The 16397-nt window shown below is 61.0% G+C and carries 14 protein-coding genes; 9 read left to right on the top strand and 5 right to left on the bottom strand.

Features of this window, described 5'->3' with window-relative positions:
* Nucleotides 1-44: 44 nt before the first annotated feature.
* The gene (locus P0D73_RS11175) at nt 45-839 is read right to left on the bottom strand and encodes an SDR family NAD(P)-dependent oxidoreductase (protein WP_408287085.1); all 795 of its coding nucleotides are present in this window, start codon (nt 837-839) and stop codon (nt 45-47) included.
* A 100-nt stretch (nt 840-939) separates the two neighbouring features.
* On the opposite strand from P0D73_RS11175, the gene P0D73_RS11170 reads away from it, so the two are divergent.
* Nucleotides 940-1476, top strand: coding sequence for a MarR family winged helix-turn-helix transcriptional regulator (locus P0D73_RS11170; protein WP_408287086.1), 537 nt, complete (start codon nt 940-942; stop codon nt 1474-1476).
* Nucleotides 1477-1521: 45 nt separating this feature from the next.
* On the opposite strand, the gene P0D73_RS11165 is transcribed toward P0D73_RS11170, so the two are convergent.
* On the bottom strand, nt 1522-3420 hold the full coding sequence (locus P0D73_RS11165; protein WP_408287087.1) for a S9 family peptidase: 1899 nt from the start codon (nt 3418-3420) through the stop codon (nt 1522-1524).
* 360 nt (nt 3421-3780) lie between these two features.
* Between P0D73_RS11165 and P0D73_RS11160 the strand changes: the two genes are divergently transcribed.
* The 6 genes from P0D73_RS11160 (at nt 3781) to P0D73_RS11135 (ending at nt 9786) form a co-directional block, all read left to right on the top strand.
* Nucleotides 3781-4887, top strand: a complete 1107-nt coding sequence (locus tag P0D73_RS11160; RefSeq protein ID WP_408287088.1) for an ABC transporter ATP-binding protein — start codon at nt 3781-3783, stop codon at nt 4885-4887.
* A complete protein-coding gene (locus tag P0D73_RS11155; protein WP_408431342.1) occupies nt 4874-5962 on the top strand; it encodes an ABC transporter ATP-binding protein in 1089 nt (362 codons plus the stop codon). Before P0D73_RS11160 ends, P0D73_RS11155 begins: the two co-directional genes overlap by 14 nt.
* Entirely contained in the window at nt 5959-6855 is an 897-nt protein-coding gene (locus P0D73_RS11150) for a carbohydrate ABC transporter permease (RefSeq protein ID WP_132383825.1), read from the top strand. Before P0D73_RS11155 ends, P0D73_RS11150 begins: the two co-directional genes overlap by 4 nt.
* Nucleotides 6845-7654, top strand: a complete 810-nt coding sequence (locus tag P0D73_RS11145; protein WP_132383827.1) for a carbohydrate ABC transporter permease — start codon at nt 6845-6847, stop codon at nt 7652-7654. The genes P0D73_RS11150 and P0D73_RS11145 overlap by 11 nt, the downstream gene beginning before the upstream one ends.
* Nucleotides 7654-7935 (top strand): DUF2160 domain-containing protein, encoded by a 282-nt coding sequence (locus tag P0D73_RS11140; RefSeq protein ID WP_132383829.1) that lies wholly within the window; start codon nt 7654-7656, stop codon nt 7933-7935. The genes P0D73_RS11145 and P0D73_RS11140 overlap by 1 nt, the downstream gene beginning before the upstream one ends.
* Before the next feature lie 108 nt (nt 7936-8043).
* Nucleotides 8044-9786, top strand: a complete 1743-nt coding sequence (locus tag P0D73_RS11135; protein ID WP_132383831.1) for an ABC transporter substrate-binding protein — start codon at nt 8044-8046, stop codon at nt 9784-9786.
* An 87-nt stretch (nt 9787-9873) separates the two neighbouring features.
* On the opposite strand, the gene P0D73_RS11130 is transcribed toward P0D73_RS11135, so the two are convergent.
* The 3 genes from P0D73_RS11130 to P0D73_RS11120 all read right to left on the bottom strand — a co-directional run bounded on the left by P0D73_RS11130 (nt 9874) and on the right by P0D73_RS11120 (nt 12100).
* A complete protein-coding gene (locus tag P0D73_RS11130; protein WP_408178546.1) occupies nt 9874-10413 on the bottom strand; it encodes a cytochrome b in 540 nt (179 codons plus the stop codon).
* Complete coding sequence (locus P0D73_RS11125; RefSeq protein ID WP_408178547.1) at nt 10410-11468, bottom strand: catalase family peroxidase; 1059 nt, start codon at nt 11466-11468, stop codon at nt 10410-10412. Before P0D73_RS11125 ends, P0D73_RS11130 begins: the two co-directional genes overlap by 4 nt.
* A 155-nt stretch (nt 11469-11623) precedes the next feature.
* Nucleotides 11624-12100 (bottom strand): YybH family protein, encoded by a 477-nt coding sequence (locus tag P0D73_RS11120; protein ID WP_408431340.1) that lies wholly within the window; start codon nt 12098-12100, stop codon nt 11624-11626.
* Between the two features lie 319 nt (nt 12101-12419).
* On the opposite strand from P0D73_RS11120, the gene P0D73_RS11115 reads away from it, so the two are divergent.
* Entirely contained in the window at nt 12420-13169 is a 750-nt protein-coding gene (locus tag P0D73_RS11115) for a substrate-binding periplasmic protein (protein ID WP_408178549.1), read from the top strand.
* Nucleotides 13166-16273 carry a bifunctional diguanylate cyclase/phosphodiesterase gene (locus P0D73_RS11110; RefSeq protein ID WP_408178550.1) on the top strand — a complete coding sequence of 1036 codons (3108 nt, stop codon included), beginning with the start codon at nt 13166-13168 and terminating at the stop codon, nt 16271-16273. The genes P0D73_RS11115 and P0D73_RS11110 overlap by 4 nt, the downstream gene beginning before the upstream one ends.
* Nucleotides 16274-16397 lie beyond the last annotated feature (124 nt).

The raw sequence follows: 16397 nt of genomic DNA, 5'->3' as shown, positions 1-16397 counted from the left end.
GGCGAAAGACACTGGTCAGAAGCCCCTTGCGCTCTCGAAGACAATCAACCGATTCTGTAGCGCGGGGCCGGCTTGCCGACCTGCGTTGCGGCAAACAATGCCGAGCGCGCAGTGTCGTAGGTATCCCACAGGCTCGCGTCGGCCACTGATGGCCACGTGACGGTTTCGCCCTGATCGAATCCGGACAAAGCCGCATCGACCAGGTTCTCTGTCGTCATCACTGACTCTTTCTGCAGCGCCGAAAGTGGGATGCCGGATTCGTCCCAGATTTCGGTTGCGGTCGATGCCGGAAGGACGAGCTGCACCTTCACGCCAGTCTCCGCGAGTTCCTGCTGGAGTCCACGGCTGTATTGCAGAACGAACGCTTTGGTACCGCTATAGACGGCGCTGACGGGCATTGAGTGGATCGCCAGCACGGAAGCGATATTGACGATGACGCCCTCGTTTCGCGACACGAATGCCGGCACGGCGGCCTGCGTCAGCCGGGTGAGGGCCGTGATGTTGAGCGCGATCTGCGAGCGCGTGTCCTCCGCGGAGGATTGCCCGACCGGCCGCAGTCGCGCGAGACCTGCGTTGTTGATCAGAACGCGCACGGCCGGATCGGTGGCGAGAACTTTCTCGACCCGCGCCAGATCAGCGTCATTCGTCAGGTCCGCAACAATTGACTCGACCTTGGCACCGTGCGCTGCGGATACCTTCGCAGCGAGCGCTTCCAGGCGATCGGCGCGCCGTGCGACAAGGACGAGATCATAGCCGCGAGCGGCAAGGCGGTCGGCGTAGACAGCACCAATACCGGACGACGCTCCGGTGACAACAGCAACTTTCCGTGAACTGGTCATGTGTGACTCCATTAGTTTGGTACTCAACTATAATGATTGAGGGCTCAAGTATATAACCGGACGTCGCCCTCTTGTCAACAGTGCAGTACTCAACCATCCTATGCGTATGGGAAAGAAAATTGATTCACTGGCGAACCCAGACGATCTGGATCGGCCAGCTACTGATGAGCGGGATATCCTCGGCGAACTCGCGTGCACGAACACGGCGTTGCGGCGCGCCGCGCGCAGACTGGGCCAGTTATATGACGAGGCGCTGGCGCCGCTCGACCTCAAAGCCACCCAGATCGGCCTGATAGCGGAAATTGAACGCTTCTCCGCCAGCGGCAGTGAACAGGGACCGACCTTGCAGGACCTGGCGGCTCGGCTGGCCATCCAGATTTCGGCTCTAACGCATGCGCTAAGGCCGCTGGTGCGGGATGGACTGGTGGAATTGCGTCAGGACGCCGAAGACAGGCGGACAAAGCACGGCGTGCTTACCCGCCTTGGCAAGAAGCGCCTCTCGGAGGCATTGGTGCTGTGGGCTGAAGCGAATAATCGCGTGGAAGACGTGCTGGGCCGCGACTCGGCCGCAACGCTGCGGGCGCTCGCGGACGAGGTGGCGTCCGACGAGTTTCTCGCGTCCTATCACGGGGAATAGCTTCCCGGCCGGTGTCGACTACCGGCCGGTGCTGATCCTTCGGCGCTACGCCGCCGAGCGGCCGCCCAAGTGCTGCGCGAGGAAGGCTTCCATGGCTTCGTAGAACTCGAACTGATTCTCTTCGTTTCGGAAGCCGTGCCCTTCGTTGTCTTTGAGCATGTACTTGACGTCGATCCCACGCTCGCGCAGCGCGTGCACGATCTGGTCGCTTTCGGCTTGTTTGACTCGCGGATCGTTCGCACCTTGCGCGACGAATAGCGGCGTCACGATTCGCTCCACAAAGAATAGCGGCGATGCATCGTGCAGCGCCTGCTTGCCCGTTTCGGTTTGCGGGTTGCCGATCATCTCGTACATCATGTCGAGCATCGGCTTCCAATACGGTGGCAACGATTCGAGTAGCGTGAACAGATTCGAGACGCCGACATAGTCGACGGCAGCCGCATAGCGATCGGGTGTGAATGCGACGCCGGCGAGCACGGCATAGCCGCCGTAGCTCGCGCCATAGATGCCCACGCGCGCGGGGTCGGCCAGACCTTGCGCGACGAGCCAGTCGATACCGTCGTCGATGTCGTTTTGCATCGACTTGCCCCATTGACCGAAGCTCGCCTCCCAGAACGTGCGTCCATAGCCCGTCGAGCCGCGGAAGTTCAGCTGCAAGACCGCATACCCGCGATTGGCGAGCAATTGCGCTTCGGAGTTGAAGCCCCACGAATCGCGCGCCCAAGGTCCGCCGTGCGGATTGACGATCAATGGGAGCGGGCTTTTCGGCTTTTGCCCGAGTTCGATGCCTGCCGGCAATGTCAAATATCCGTTGATCTGCAGACCGTCGCGCGCGACGAAGCGGATCGGTTCCATGCGCGCCATGTCCGCGGTGTCGAGCCAGGGCATGAGCTCAGTGAGCCTGGAAAGATGACGGCTGGCGATGTCGTATGTCCAGATCGAGCCCGGCGAAAGGTCGCTCGAAGCGTGCACGATCGCGCGCGACTCGTCGCGTGTGATGCTCGTGACCGCGATTTCCTGACCGGGCAACTGACGACCCAGGTCCTCGTGGATCGAGCGAGCCCATTCGTCGAAGAAGTGCCGATGCATGCGGTCATCGACATACCACGCGGCCGTCAACACGCGCCGGTGTTTTGAATAAGCCAGTCCGCTCACATCCACGTGTTCGGTTTCGAACAGCAGTTCGCCTTCCTGCGCGGTTTGCGGGTCGAACTCGAAGATGGCCGTCCTGTCCCGGCCTCGATTGGAGAGCACGTACAAACGCTGATCGTCGAAGGTGAAGAACAGCGGCGACACCGTTTCGCGAAAGTTCGTCGTCAGGATCGGGCGGAACGGTTCGGTCTCGGTATCGCGATAGAGCAGGGTCGTGTTGACGCCGTCGGAGGCGGTCGCGACGCGCAGGCACCCGGCGTGATCGGTCATCCAACCCATGATGTTGCCGGGGTTTTCAGCGATCGGGGTGAACGCGCCGGTGACGACGTCGACGCGGAACACGTCGAACACCTGCGGATCGCGCCGGTTCATCTGAATCAGGATATGGCGGTCATCGTCCCTGAGATCGTCGACGATGCTCGCTTTGACGCCGTCGAACGGGGTCAGGTCGACCGGCTCGCCGCCGTGGATCGGCACCGACAGCACGTGAAAGTTTTCGTCGCCGCCAAAGTCCTTGACGAACAGAATGCGGTCGTTGCCTTTCCAGGCGTGCCCCGGCACGTCGCGTTCGGATTCGTTGGTCAGCGCCTGCGCATCCCCAAGCGGCGAGCCATCGAGGCCGATTTCCTGAACGAAGATGTTCTGACGGCCCGCGTGCCGAGTCAGAAACGAGAGATGTCGGCCGTCCGGCGAAATCGTGAACTGGTGTTTCTCGGGCCTGCGGAAAAAGTCGCGTACTGAATAGAGCTTGACGGTCCGGTCACCAGCTTCCTGATCGTTGACGGCACTCATGCATTTCTCCCCAAAAGCCCCATTTGACCATGCGCATCAAACCTGCGTCTTATTCGCGCGGCGCAAGCAGGCAATCCGTCAGACTGATTGCCATTCTGTTACGCTGACACCCAGATTACGATTGGTGTGAAATAAAATATTCAACGAAAGCAATCGTTCTCGATACGGTAAACGCCAGAGAACTTCATTGTCGACCGATTGTATGGTTAACACCGATTTAAACGTAAACGAACAAAAAGGAACATCGAATCTGTTGTTTTGATTTCCTTTCAGAAAAAGGGGCGCGCTTTGCCGTTCGCCCCAAGACGTACAAAAAGGCACCCGCAGCACCGGAGACGCACTAGAACAAAGGAGAGCGATTTGGTCTTGGAACTGGAGCGGGTGACAGTCGTTTCGGGCGCTCAGACGCACCTGTACGGCGTCGATCTGCGGCTTGTCCCCGGCGCGATCAACGTGTTGCTTGGACCGACGCAAGCAGGCAAGACCACCCTGATGCGCGTGATGGCCGGACTCGACCGCCCGGCTTCGGGCCGGGTGTTGGCCGACGGCAACGACGTGACCGGCGTCAGCGTCAGGCAGCGCAACCTCGCAATGGTCTATCAGCAGTTCATCAACTATCCGGCCATGACGGTGTTCGACAACATCGCGTCGCCGCTGAAGCTGCAAAAGACGGCCGCCGACGAAGTCAAAAGGCGCGTCCACGAAGTCGCCGCCAAACTCCATATCGATCACCTGCTGCAACGGCGCCCGGGCGAACTGTCCGGCGGCCAGCAGCAGCGTTGCGCGCTGGCGCGGGCGCTGGTCAAGCGCTCGTCGCTGGTGTTGCTGGACGAACCGCTCGTCAATCTCGACTACAAGCTGCGCGAGGAATTGCGCGTCGAACTGGCGACGTTGTTCGCGGACGGCAAAACCACCGTCGTCTACGCGACGACCGAACCGCTCGAAGCGCTGCTGCTCGGCGGCTACACGGCGATCGTCGACAAGGGGCGCGTGCTGCAGCACGGCCCGACGCTCGATGTGTACAACGCGCCCGCCAATATCGACGTCGCGGCCGTCTTCAACGACCCGCCGATGAACATGCTCGCCAGCGATCTCACCCCCGAGGGCACCGCGCGCCTGCCGATCGGCATCGACGTGCCGCTCGGTCGGGCCAGCGCGCGCGCTGTCAGCGCGAACGAAACGTTCCGCATCGGCGTGCGGCCCGGCCATCTGCGACTCGCGCCTCGGACGCAGCGCTCCGTTGCCGTGCCATGCCGGCTCGAACTGGCCGAATTGAGCGGCTCTGAAACCTACCTGCATCTGCACACTCGGCAAGGCGGCATCGATCTGGTCGCGCAACTGCAAGGGGTGCATCAGATCGATCTCGGTACGGAACTCGACGTGTACATCGACCCCGACGAACTGTTTGTGTTCGGCGCGGACACGACGCTGGTGTCTGGCCCGGAGGCCGCTCATGGCGCGCATTGAGTTCCAGAATCTCGCGCACGCTTACGCCCCCAACCCCGCCACGCTCGACGACTACGCGTTGCAACCGATGAGCATGGTCTGGGAAGACGGCGGCGCGTATGCGTTGCTCGGGCCGTCGGGTTGCGGCAAGTCCACGCTGTTGAACATCGTATCCGGGCTCGTGACGCCGTCGGAAGGGAAGGTGTTGTTCGACGGAAGCGACATCACAGCGAAGAGCCCGCGCGAGCGCAACATCGCGCAAGTGTTCCAGTTCCCGGTGATCTACGACACGATGAGCGTGTTCGACAACCTCGCGTTCCCGCTGCGCAACCGGAAAATGTCGGCACGCGACGTGAAACAGCGCGTTCACGAAGTTGCGGAAATTCTCGACATGACGCGTGAATTGCCGCGCAAGGCGAACAATCTGTCGGCGGATGCGAAGCAGAAAATCTCGCTGGGACGCGGCCTCGTGCGCAAGGACGTCGCCGCGATCCTGTTTGATGAACCGCTGACCGTCATCGATCCGCATATGAAGTGGATCCTCCGTCGCCAGTTGAAGAAGATTCATCAGCAACTGAAGCTGACGCTGATCTACGTGACGCACGATCAGGTCGAGGCGCTGACCTTCGCGGATGAAGTCGTGGTGATGACGAACGGCCGCGTTGTGCAGAAGGGTGATCCGGGTGCGTTGTTTTTGCGACCCGATCATGCGTTCGTCGGCTACTTCATCGGCAGTCCGGGGATGAATCTCTGCCCGATCGAGCTGAACGCCGACGGCATCAAGATCGGCACGCAGCACTTGCGACTCGACCCGCCCACGCTCGAAACGCTGAAGCACGCCAACGGCACGCTGACGCTCGGCATTCGCCCGGAGTTCGTGCGTGTGGTGAGCGATGGTGAACCCGGTGCGGTGAAAGCACACCTGCTGCGTGTACAGCAACTCGGCAATTACCAACTGGTCACCGCGCAATGCGATGGCCACGTCTTCAGGGCCAAGGTCGAACCGCAACTACGCGTCGAGGAAGGAGCGGTCTGGTTGAAGCTCGCCACAGCGGAAACCGTGTTCTTCAGCAACGATGAAAGGATCGCGCGATGAACAAGCCCGTCAACCAGAAGGCTTGGCTGCTGGTCGTACCGGTGTTCATCTGCGTCGCGTTTTCCGCCATCTTGCCGCTCATGACGGTGGTCAACTATTCGGTGCAGGACATCATCAGCCCGACGCAGCATGTGTTCGTCGGCACCGAATGGTTTCGCGCAATCATCAACGACGACGACCTGCGCGGCGCACTCGGACGGCAGATTATCTTCTCCGCCTGCGTGCTGCTGTTCGAGATCCCGCTCGGCGTCGGCCTTGCACTGGCGATGCCCGCATCCGGCTGGCGCGCGTCGGCGTCGCTGGTCGTGCTGGCCATGCCGCTGCTGATTCCGTGGAATGTGGTCGGCACGATCTGGCAGATTTTCGGGCGGCCGGATATCGGTCTACTCGGTTATGCCCTCAATCACGCGGGCATCGAATATAACTACACGGCCAGTCCGGGCGCCGCGTGGATCACGGTGCTCGTAATGGACATCTGGCATTGGACACCGCTCGTCGCGCTGCTCTGTTATGCAGGCTTGCGCGCGATTCCAGACGCGTTCTATCAGGCCGCCGAAATCGACGGCGCAAGCCGCTTCGCCGTATTCCGCTATATCGAGCTGCCGAAGATGCGCGGCGTGTTGATGATCGCCGTGCTGCTGCGCTTCATGGACAGCTTCATGATCTATACCGAGCCGTTCGTGCTGACGGGCGGCGGCCCAGGCGATTCGACCACGTTCCTGTCGCAGTACCTGACGCAAAAAGCGGTCGGCCAATTCGACCTCGGCCCGGCGGCGGCGTTTTCGCTGATCTACTTCCTGATCATCCTGTTGTTGTGTTTCATTCTCTATAACTGGATGGAGCGCGTGGGTAAAGGCGGCCCGGCAACCACGGGAGACGACTATGCGCAATAACCGCTGGATGCGCGTCGTCGTGCTGACGGTGTACATCCTGTTCGCGCTGATTCCGCTCTACTGGATGCTGTCGATCTCGCTGCGCACGAACGAAGAGACGATGTCGGCGTTTGCGATCTGGCCGCATCACGTGACGCTCGATAACTACAAGGTCATCTTCACCGATTCGTCCTGGTACTGGGGCTATATCAACTCGATCATCTACGTGCTGATGAACACGGTGATGTCGGTGCTGGTCGCGTTGCCCGCCGCGTACGCGTTCTCGCGCTATCGGTTTCTCGGCGACAAGCACATGTTCTTCTGGCTGCTCACCAACCGGATGACGCCGCCCGCGGTGTTCCTGCTGCCGTTCTTCCAGCTGTATTCGAGCGTGGGTTTGATGGACACGTATATCGCGGTCGCGCTCGCGCACATGCTGTTCAACGTGCCGCTCGCGGTGTGGATTCTCGAAGGTTTCATGTCGGGCGTGCCGCGCGAAATCGACGAAACCGCCTACATCGACGGCTATACGTTCCCGGCCTTCTTCATCAAGATTTTCCTGCCGCTGATCAAGTCGGGAGTGGGCGTGACCGCGTTCTTCTGCTTCATGTTCAGCTGGGTCGAACTCCTGCTCGCGCGTACGCTCACCACCGTCAACGCCAAGCCGATTGCCGCCGTGATGACGCGCACGGTATCGGCGGCGGGGATGGATTGGGGCGTGCTGTCGGCGGCGGGCGTGCTGACCATCGTGCCCGGCGCGCTCGTCATCTATTTCGTGCGGAACTACATCGCGAAGGGCTTTGCGATGGGGAGAGTCTGATGCTGACGTGGATGTATTGGACACCGGAAGTGGCGGTCTTTTTCGGCTGCGTCGTGGTGATGCTGGCGGGTATGACTGTGTGGGAAATCCGCTCGCCCACGGTCGAACGCAAAGGCTTTCTGCCGATCGGCACCACGCGTGGCGACCGGCTCTTTATCGGACTGCTGATTGCGGCGTACATCAATCTCGCGTGGATCGGCATCAGCGCGGAACGCGCGAGCGCGTGGCCCGGTTTCGCGGCATCGATGCTCGTGCTGCTGATCGTTATGTGGAAAGGATGAACAGCGTTGCGTCCTGAAGGTTTGCGTATCTGGACAGACCGGTTCCGTTGATGCCCCGGGCGGACCTCGGCAGTTGATCCAAGGGGTGCGGAGACACAGGAGAAAGCCATGCAACAGAGGAGACGAATCGTCACGCTCGCCGTGGCAGGGGTCGTCGCGACTGGCTTGACGAGCCACGCAGCGATCGCCGGCACGCCCGAAGCGCAGAAGTGGGTCGACAGCGAGTTCCAGCCGAGCACGCTGTCGAAGCAGCAGCAGATGGACGAGATGAAGTGGTTCATCGACACCGCTGCGACGCTGAAATCGGCTGGCGTCAAAGAGGTGCACGTGGTGTCCGAAACACTCGACACGCACATGTATGAATCGAAAACGCTCGCCAAAGCGTTCACCGAAATCACCGGCATTTCCGTCAAGCACGACATCATCCAGGAAGGCGACGTCGTCGAAAAACTGCAGACCTCGATGCAATCCGGTCAGAGCATTTACGACGGCTGGATTTCCGATTCCGATCTGATCGGCACGCATTACCGCTATGGCGTGATCATGCCGCTGTCCGACTATATGGCCGGCGAAGGCAAGCAGTACACGAACCCCGGTCTCGACATCAAGGACTTTATCGGCACCAGTTTCACGACCGCGCCGGACAAGAAGCTCTATCAGTTGCCCGACCAGCAGTTCGCCAATCTTTATTGGTTCCGCGCCGACTGGTTCGCGCGCAAGGATCTGCAGGACAAGTTCAAGGCGAAGTACGGATACGATCTCGGCGTGCCGGTGAACTGGTCCGCGTATGAGGACATTGCCGAATTCTTCACGAACGACGTCAAGAACATTGACGGCGAAAAAGTCTATGGGCACATGGACTACGGCAAGAAAGACCCGTCGTTGGGATGGCGCTTTACCGATGCGTGGCTGTCGATGGCGGGCGAAGCCGACAAGGGCATTCCGAACGGCATGCCGGTCGACGAATGGGGCGTGCGTGTCACGCCGGACGGCTGCCATGCGGTGGGCGCGTCGGTCTCGCGCGGCGGCGGCACGAATAGTCCAGCCGCGGTGTTCGCGACCACCAAATACATCGACTGGCTGAAGAAGTTCGCGCCGCCCGAAGCCTCGGGGATGACGTTCAACGAAGCGGGACCGGTACCGGCGCAAGGCAAGATCGCCCAGCAGATCTTCTGGTACAGCGCATTTACCGCTTCGATGCTGAAACCCGGCAACGTGACCAACGCGGACGGCACGCCGAAGTGGCGGATGGCGCCATCGCCGCACGGTCCGTACTGGAAGGACGGCATGCAGAACGGCTACCAGGACGTCGGTTCGTGGACCTTCTTCAAGTCGACGCCGCCGAACCAGCGTGCCGCCGCGTGGTTATACGCGCAGTTCGTCACGTCCAAAACCGTCTCGCTGAAGAAGTCGATTACCGGTCTCACGTTCATCCGCGATTCCGATATTCATAGCGACTACTTTACGAAGAACGCGGACAAGTACGGCGGACTGATCGAGTTCTATAGAAGTCCGGCGCGCGTCGCCTGGACGCCGACCGGCAACAATGTGCCCGATTATCCGAAGATGGCACAACTGTGGTGGAAGAACGTCGCGACGGCCGTCGCCGGCGAAAAGACGCCGCAAGCCGCAATGGACAATCTGGCGAAGGAAATGGACCAGGTGCTGGCCCGTTTGCAGCGCGCGGGGATGAAGGTTTGCGCGCCGGAGTTGAATCCGGAAAGCGATCCGGCGAAATGGCTGTCGGATCAGCACGCACCGTGGAAGAAGCTGGCGAACGAGAAGCCGAAAGGCGAGACAGTCAAGTACGACCAACTGCTGACTGCGTGGAAACAGGGGAAGGTGCGGTAAAGGTGGCGATGCGGTAACACGAGAGGGTTTGATGCGGGCGGCCTGTTCAGGTCGCCCGCATCGTTTCAATCTTTGGAGGCGTACATCTCACCGTTTCGACCAGGGCGCCATCGCTTCGAACACACCGTCACGTCTCACTAGCGCATGCAGAAGCGCCGCCGCCAGGTGCAGCACGATCAGCGCGAAGAAGCACAGCGCGAGCGTCCTATGCGCGTTCCACAGCAGCGTGTGCAAACCGTTGCTATGCGGCAGGATGGACGGCAAATGCATTCCGAACACCACGACCGGATAATCCGCGGCCGACAGCATGCCCCAGCCGATCAGCGGAAGCCCGATCATCAGTAAGTAGAACGCGAGGTGGGACAGGCGCGCGGCGAGTTTCATCGGTTCCGGCATCGACGCTGGCAGCGGCGGGGCGCCCCGAGTTAACCTCACCACCAGCCGAATCAGCGCCAGCACGAGAATCACGATGCCCAGCGGCTTGTGGATGGACACCAGAGAAAGATAATCCGGGCGAACAGTGGACACCATCCCGACGCCGATGAACAGCATCGCCAGAATGCAAATCGCCATGAGCCAGTGAAGCGCGCGTTGCAGCGGTGTGAAGCGATCGTGAATCGGGCTCATGGCGTGGCTCCTCCCGGATGGCGCGGATAGTCCTTATCCTCGGCGGTCCGCCGGTTGAACGATACGGAATAGGCGGCTGAGCGCGCGGCCGGAAACGGATCGTCCGAGACGTGCATGCCCGACGGCAGGACGGTGGGATCGAAGTTGAGATCGCGACACGGCCCGTTGGCCTCGGGCTCGATGGCGTTGACCACCAGCGTCCCCGCGTCTACCTTGCGCCGATCTTCCGGCCAGGCTTTGCTGGGGTCAGCGGTCGGGTCGCCGGGATTGGCGACGGTGACGACCAAAGTCCAGCGTTGCGGCGCGCTTTGCACCCGCTGCGTGATATCCGCGGCGAGGAAGTCGGCGCCTTTCGTCTTCAACTGGTCAGGCGATACCGCCTCGGGCTGCGCGGTGGGCACGAAGGACCAGCGCACGGCCTGGTCTTCTCCCGCGGCATTGGTGAAGATGAAGCTATTGAGGCTGTTGTACCGGTCCTGCGCGTACGAGGCCGTCCACGGCGCGCTGCCGGCCCACCCGACAAACGTGCCGAACTCCGGGTGTGCGGCGATAAAATTCTTCATGGCGTTCGGATCGCTCTCGTTGGCCGAGGCCTGAAGCAGACTGTAGAACGCCTGCGGCGTGGCGACCGGGAAGAAGGGAGCGTCGATCATCGCCGTGCGCCATTCGCTTCCATTCGGCGCGACGATGCGCAGGCTGAGGCCCCGCACCCGGACCGTGGCGTCCGGCGCTTTGGGATCCGCCGTAGCGAGGTTGAAACGTCCCGTGACCGGGTACGAGCCAGGCGCGAACATCGGCGCCTTGGACAGGGCCGCAGCTCCGCCATTCGATTCGAAGCTGCCAGTAAAGCAGATGCCCTTGGCGTGATTGCGCCGGAAGCCGAGCGCTGCGCCGCCCGGCGGCGCCAGACCGTTGACGATCTTCGCCGGCGTCAGGCGCCCCGGCGAGAGCCAGCCGGCCGTAAAGGCGAAGGCCGCGACCAGCGCGATCACGACGATTGCAATCAGGACTAGCGAACGGAATGTGGAGGCGTTGGAAGTCGGTCTGTCGGCCATCGAACTCTCCCGATCAATGATTCGGCTGAGTAGAAATCTAGCAGGGTGGGGGCAATAGTGCCATTGGTTGGTGGAGTGTGCTTGGTGGGCGGAGGGCGGAGGGCGGAGGGCGGGGTTCGGTCGGCACCAGGTTGGCGCGTGCATCAACCGAACGCTCACCGAAGAACACTATTCGGCGTCGTGCTGAACGACATGAACCGCGCGATGGACCACCTGCCATCCGGTTGCCGCTTAAAAATATCCATCCCTGCCTCGTGCGTCACGCTTTGCTCAGCACCCTTGCGTGCTGTCAGCGTCCAGAACAGCCGCACTACGGCGATATCCCCGGAAACGATGATCTCGCGGATGTCCGGGCTATCGTAGTGAAGAGTCAACTCGGGCTTCGCCAGCAGCGCGGCGAGCTTCGTGCAGAGCGTATCCCGGTTACCATCGAGCACTTCAGGGACTGTTGAAACCAGGTCAGGCGCGAACACATCGCAGACGCCCGCTGCATTGCGGGCGTTGAATGCCTCTGCCCAGCCTCGCAGCCGGTCCGTGATGGCGGCCTTGTCGGAACCTGCGTCAGCGCGAGCCGGAGTCGCCATGACAACGCCCGCTAATACCGCGGTAATCGTAAGCAGCCGTCTGATCATCGGAATTCTCCAAACCGACAGAATCCGCTTCCACTCAAAAAATAACAACCATCCCCTCAAGAACAGCAGCGCATTGCCGATATTGCGAGAAGAGCGCCTACGGTTTGAATGTTCCGCTGTCCCGGCCGGACAGGTGTATGCTGGCCAGTCCGCAAAAAAAATGGCATCTAATTAGCCGCATTCAAAGTGACCCAATAGCAGGATCGCGTCGCCGGCGTCATTGCTGGGAAAATTGAATGTGGTACTCAAGTCATCTTCGTACGACGGAGACACTGTGATTCGACATTGCCTCGGGGGTTTGCTACTGGCGCTAAGCTGCATGGGTAGCGCTATGGCCGCGGGTCCCGAATGTTCGCGTTCGTTTACGCTAGCTTTACACGATCACGGTCTGCTCTATTCCGTCGACACGGACACCGGGATCGACAAAGACTTCGCTGACGAGTTGATCCGCCGCAGCGGTTGCCAGATCAGAGTCAGCCTGATGTCGCGGGCCCGGATCTGGAAGCTGATTGAATCCGGCGGACTGGATTTCAGCCTGTCGGGCATTGCCAACGACGAGCGCAATGAGTACGCGGATTTCGCCTGGTACTTCAGCAACAAGTACTATCTGTTGGTGCGCAAGGACGCTGGAATCCATCGTTTATCCGATTTCGAGCACAACGACCAGTTTCAGCTCGGCGTGATCCGCAGCTTCCGCTACAGTGAGTCGGCCAACCGTCTGGTCGACAAGTTGTCGGCCGAAAACCGCGTCAGCCAGGCCGGCGGTCTGGATCCGCTGTATCAGGCGCTCATTCTCCGGCGCATTCAAGGCATGATCATCGAGCCTTTCGATTACCCTGCGATCGATGAAAAGAAAATCCGCGACGTGACCACCATCGTGGAATTCGACGACCCCGCCGTTCGTCACGGCCTCATCATGTCGAAGAAGGCACTGCCGCCGGCCGAGCGCGAAAAGTGGCGCGCCCTGGTGAATGAGATGCGCGCGGACGGCACGGTTCGGCGCATCTTCGAGAAATATTTCAAACCTGACCTCGCCGATTCGATGGTCGATTTCAAGACGCAGCCGTGAACTGGGCGCGCCTCGTCCTGCTTCCGCTATTGGTCCTGTCCGCGGCGCTCAGCGTGACGTGGATGCTTTGGGACCATGAGCGGGAAGCCGCCCGTCATGAACTCTTATCCCAGTTCAACTATTCCATGGGCGATGCGGTCAGCCGGATCGAGCAGCGCATGGGCACGTATGAACTCCTGCTACGCGGCGTGCAAAGCCTGTTCGCCGCTAGTGGAGAGATCGACCGCGATCAGTTCCGCGACTACGTCGGCACGCTCAATCTCGACGCCAACTTCTCTGGTATCCAGGCCATCGGCATCGTCGCGTGGGTACCGGCGACGCAGAAGGTCGAGCATATTGCGGCTCTCCGCCGGCAAGGGTTGCCCGACTACGCGATCGAGCCCAAAGGCTCGCGCGAGAACTACGCGCCCATCATCCAGCGCGAGCCGTCCGTCGGCATCAATCGGGCGGCGCCCGGTTTCGATGCATGGGCCGACCCTGTGCGGCGGCGCGCCATGGAACAGGCGCGCGATTCCGGCATGGCGACCCTTTCCGGGAAAGTCCGTCTGTCGGTGGACGCCGGCAACGCTCGCCCCGGATTCATCATGTACCTGCCGATCTACGCACGAGGCCAGCCGCAAGATAGCGTCGCCCAGCGCCGCGCGCACCTGGTCGGCTGGGTCTATGCCTCGTTCCGCATGCACGATGTCATTGCCAGCCTGTACGGCGAGCAACCGCCCGGCCTCACGATCGCTATATACGATGGCGTCGAAACGTCGGCCGCCGCGCTGTTGCACAAAACGCCTGAGGCGCCCGGTCATCATCTGGCTGCGGATATGTCGGCCAACGAATATCTGGTTGTCGGCGGACATGACTGGACACTGTCGATGAGCGCCCAGGACGACTTCAAGGCTCGCTTCGGCCGCAACGCCGCGCTCCCGATTGCCAGCACCGGCACAGGCCTCAGCCTGTTGCTGGCGCTGCTCACCTGGCTGATGATGACCGGCCGCGGCCGCGCGATGCGGCTTGCCTCGGCAATGACAAAAGAATTGCGCGAGAACGAAGAGAAATTCCGCGCGATTGCCGACTGTACGGTCAACTGGGAAATCTGGTGGGGACCCGACGGCAAGCCGCGCTGGATCAATTCGGCGGTGGAGGCGTACATCGGATATACCGTCGACGAGTGCATGACAATGCCGGACTTTGCCGGCACCGTGATTTGTCCCGAGGACATTCCCCGCGTTGCACCCGAGTTTCAGAAGGCACTACAAGGCTTGCGCGGCGACGACCTCGAGTTTCGCTGCGTTCGCAAGGACGGCTCGCTCATGTGGCTGTCCGCGTCCTGGGTTCCGATTACCGATTCCAAGGGCAAGTTCATCGGCTTTCGCACGAGCGGCCGCGACATTACCGAGCGCAAACAGGTCGAGGCTGAACTGCGAATTGCCGCTGTCGCCTTCGACTCGATGGAGCCGATGATGATCACCGACGCGAGCGCCACCATTCTGCGCGTGAACTCGGCTTTCACCGAATGCACCGGCTATACGGCCGAGGAAATCGTGGGCCAGACACCGCGCGTGCTGCGCTCCGGCCGCCATGACGCCGCATTCTTTCAGGAGATGTGGGAAGCGATTCATCGCGCCGGTGGGTGGCAAGGGGAAATCTGGGATCGCCGCAAGAACGGCGAGGTGTATCCGAAATGGCTCACGATCTCCGCCGTGATGAGCGACGACGGAATCGTCAGTCACTATGTCGGCACGCATCACGACATTACCGAACGCAAGATCGCGGAAGAGCGAATCAAGGAATTGGCCTTCTTCGATGCACTGACCCGGTTGCCCAATCGCACCCTGTTGCTGGATCGCCTGAGGCAGGCAATCACGGCCAGCGCGCGGAACGAAGCGTGTGGCGCCTTGCTGTTCATCGACCTGGATCACTTCAAGACGTTGAACGATACCTTGGGTCACGACAAAGGCGATCTGCTGCTGCAGCAAGTCGCGCAGCGTCTGGCGGACAGCGTGCTTGAGAGCGACACGGTGGCCAGAGTGGGCGGCGACGAGTTCGTGGTGGTGCTCGGCAACCTGCACAAGAACCGGCAGGAAGCGGCCAACCAGACGGAGGCCGTGGGCGAAAGAATTCTCGCCGTTCTGGGTAGTCCCTATCACCTTGGCAAAATCGAATACCGCACTAGCGCGAGCATCGGCGCCACCGTGTTCAGAGGGCATCAAGCGTCGATCGACGAGCTTCTCAAGCAGGCCGACCTCGCGATGTACAAGTCCAAGGAAAGAGGACGCAATGCCGTGCGTTTCTTCGATCCGGACATGCAGACCGTCGTGGTGCAGCGCGCCGCGCTGGAAGCGGGGTTGCGCAATGCAATCGAGGACAATCAGTTTCTGCTCCATTATCAGGCGCAGGTCGTCGGTACTCGTGTAACCGGCGCGGAAGCGCTGGTGCGCTGGCAGCATCCGCAGCGCGGTGTCGTGCCGCCTGCCGAGTTCATTCCGCTGGCCGAAGAAACCGGATTGATCCTTGCGCTGGGAAGCTGGGTGCTGGAGGCTGCCTGCGCGCAACTGGCGCAATGGGCTGCGCGGCCGGATATGGCGCATCTCACGATTGCGGTCAACGTCAGCGCCCAGCAGTTCCGCGAAGCTGACTTCGTGGACAACGTATTGACGATCATCGCTCGAACCGGCGCGCGGCCCGACAGGTTGAAACTGGAACTGACGGAAAGCGTGTTGGTCGACAACGTGCAGGACATCATCGAGAAGATGGGCGCGCTGAAAGCGAAAGGCATTGTCTTCGCACTGGACGACTTTGGCATCGGCTATTCGTCGCTGTCCTATTTGAAGCGCCTGCCGTTGGACCAGTTGAAAATCGACCGCTCATTCGTGCGAGACGTGCTCGTCGATCCCAACGACGCTGTGATTGCCAGGACCATCGTGGCACTGGCGCGCAGCCTCGGTTTGGGCGTGATCGCCGAAGGAGTCGAAACGGAGGCTCAGCGGGATTTCCTCGCGGCAGCGGGATGCTACGCGTATCAGGGCTATTATTTCTGCCGCCCGATTCCCATCGAGGGTTTTGAAGCGATGTTGAGCAGCGTCGAGACGCGTCAGTGCGTGGCGGAGTGAGTGAGAGATAAATGACGCGTCATCAGTAGCGCAACGTTGACGCAAGCGCTCGTAGAAACATAGCCTCGGCGTCTGGGCGATCCATACACTTCGTGCGGTTTTCGCCCTCTACATACCTCGGCGT

Origin of the sequence: Paraburkholderia sp. RL18-101-BIB-B (assembly GCF_046026985.1) — a bacterium.
In the GTDB taxonomy this organism is placed as follows: domain Bacteria; phylum Pseudomonadota; class Gammaproteobacteria; order Burkholderiales; family Burkholderiaceae; genus Paraburkholderia.
This window is presented reverse-complemented; position numbering and strand designations above follow the sequence as displayed.

Bases quoted from the DNA above. Each gene is read 5' to 3' on its own strand.
- P0D73_RS11150 (WP_132383825.1), top strand. From the start codon at position 5,959: ATGAACAAGCCCGTCAACCAGAAGGCTTGGCTGCTGGTCGTACCGGTG.
- P0D73_RS11145 (WP_132383827.1), top strand. From the start codon at position 6,845: ATGCGCAATAACCGCTGGATGCGCGTCGTCGTGCTGACGGTGTACATC.
- P0D73_RS11135 (WP_132383831.1), top strand. From the start codon at position 8,044: ATGCAACAGAGGAGACGAATCGTCACGCTCGCCGTGGCAGGGGTCGTC.
- P0D73_RS11175 (WP_408287085.1), bottom strand. From the start codon at position 839: ATGACCAGTTCACGGAAAGTTGCTGTTGTCACCGGAGCGTCGTCCGGT.
- P0D73_RS11170 (WP_408287086.1), top strand. From the start codon at position 940: ATGCGTATGGGAAAGAAAATTGATTCACTGGCGAACCCAGACGATCTG.
- P0D73_RS11130 (WP_408178546.1), bottom strand. From the start codon at position 10,413: ATGAGCCCGATTCACGATCGCTTCACACCGCTGCAACGCGCGCTTCAC.
- P0D73_RS11140 (WP_132383829.1), top strand. From the start codon at position 7,654: ATGCTGACGTGGATGTATTGGACACCGGAAGTGGCGGTCTTTTTCGGC.
- P0D73_RS11120 (WP_408431340.1), bottom strand. From the start codon at position 12,100: ATGATCAGACGGCTGCTTACGATTACCGCGGTATTAGCGGGCGTTGTC.
- P0D73_RS11165 (WP_408287087.1), bottom strand. From the start codon at position 3,420: ATGAGTGCCGTCAACGATCAGGAAGCTGGTGACCGGACCGTCAAGCTC.
- P0D73_RS11155 (WP_408431342.1), top strand. From the start codon at position 4,874: ATGGCGCGCATTGAGTTCCAGAATCTCGCGCACGCTTACGCCCCCAAC.
- P0D73_RS11125 (WP_408178547.1), bottom strand. From the start codon at position 11,468: ATGGCCGACAGACCGACTTCCAACGCCTCCACATTCCGTTCGCTAGTC.
- P0D73_RS11115 (WP_408178549.1), top strand. From the start codon at position 12,420: ATGGGTAGCGCTATGGCCGCGGGTCCCGAATGTTCGCGTTCGTTTACG.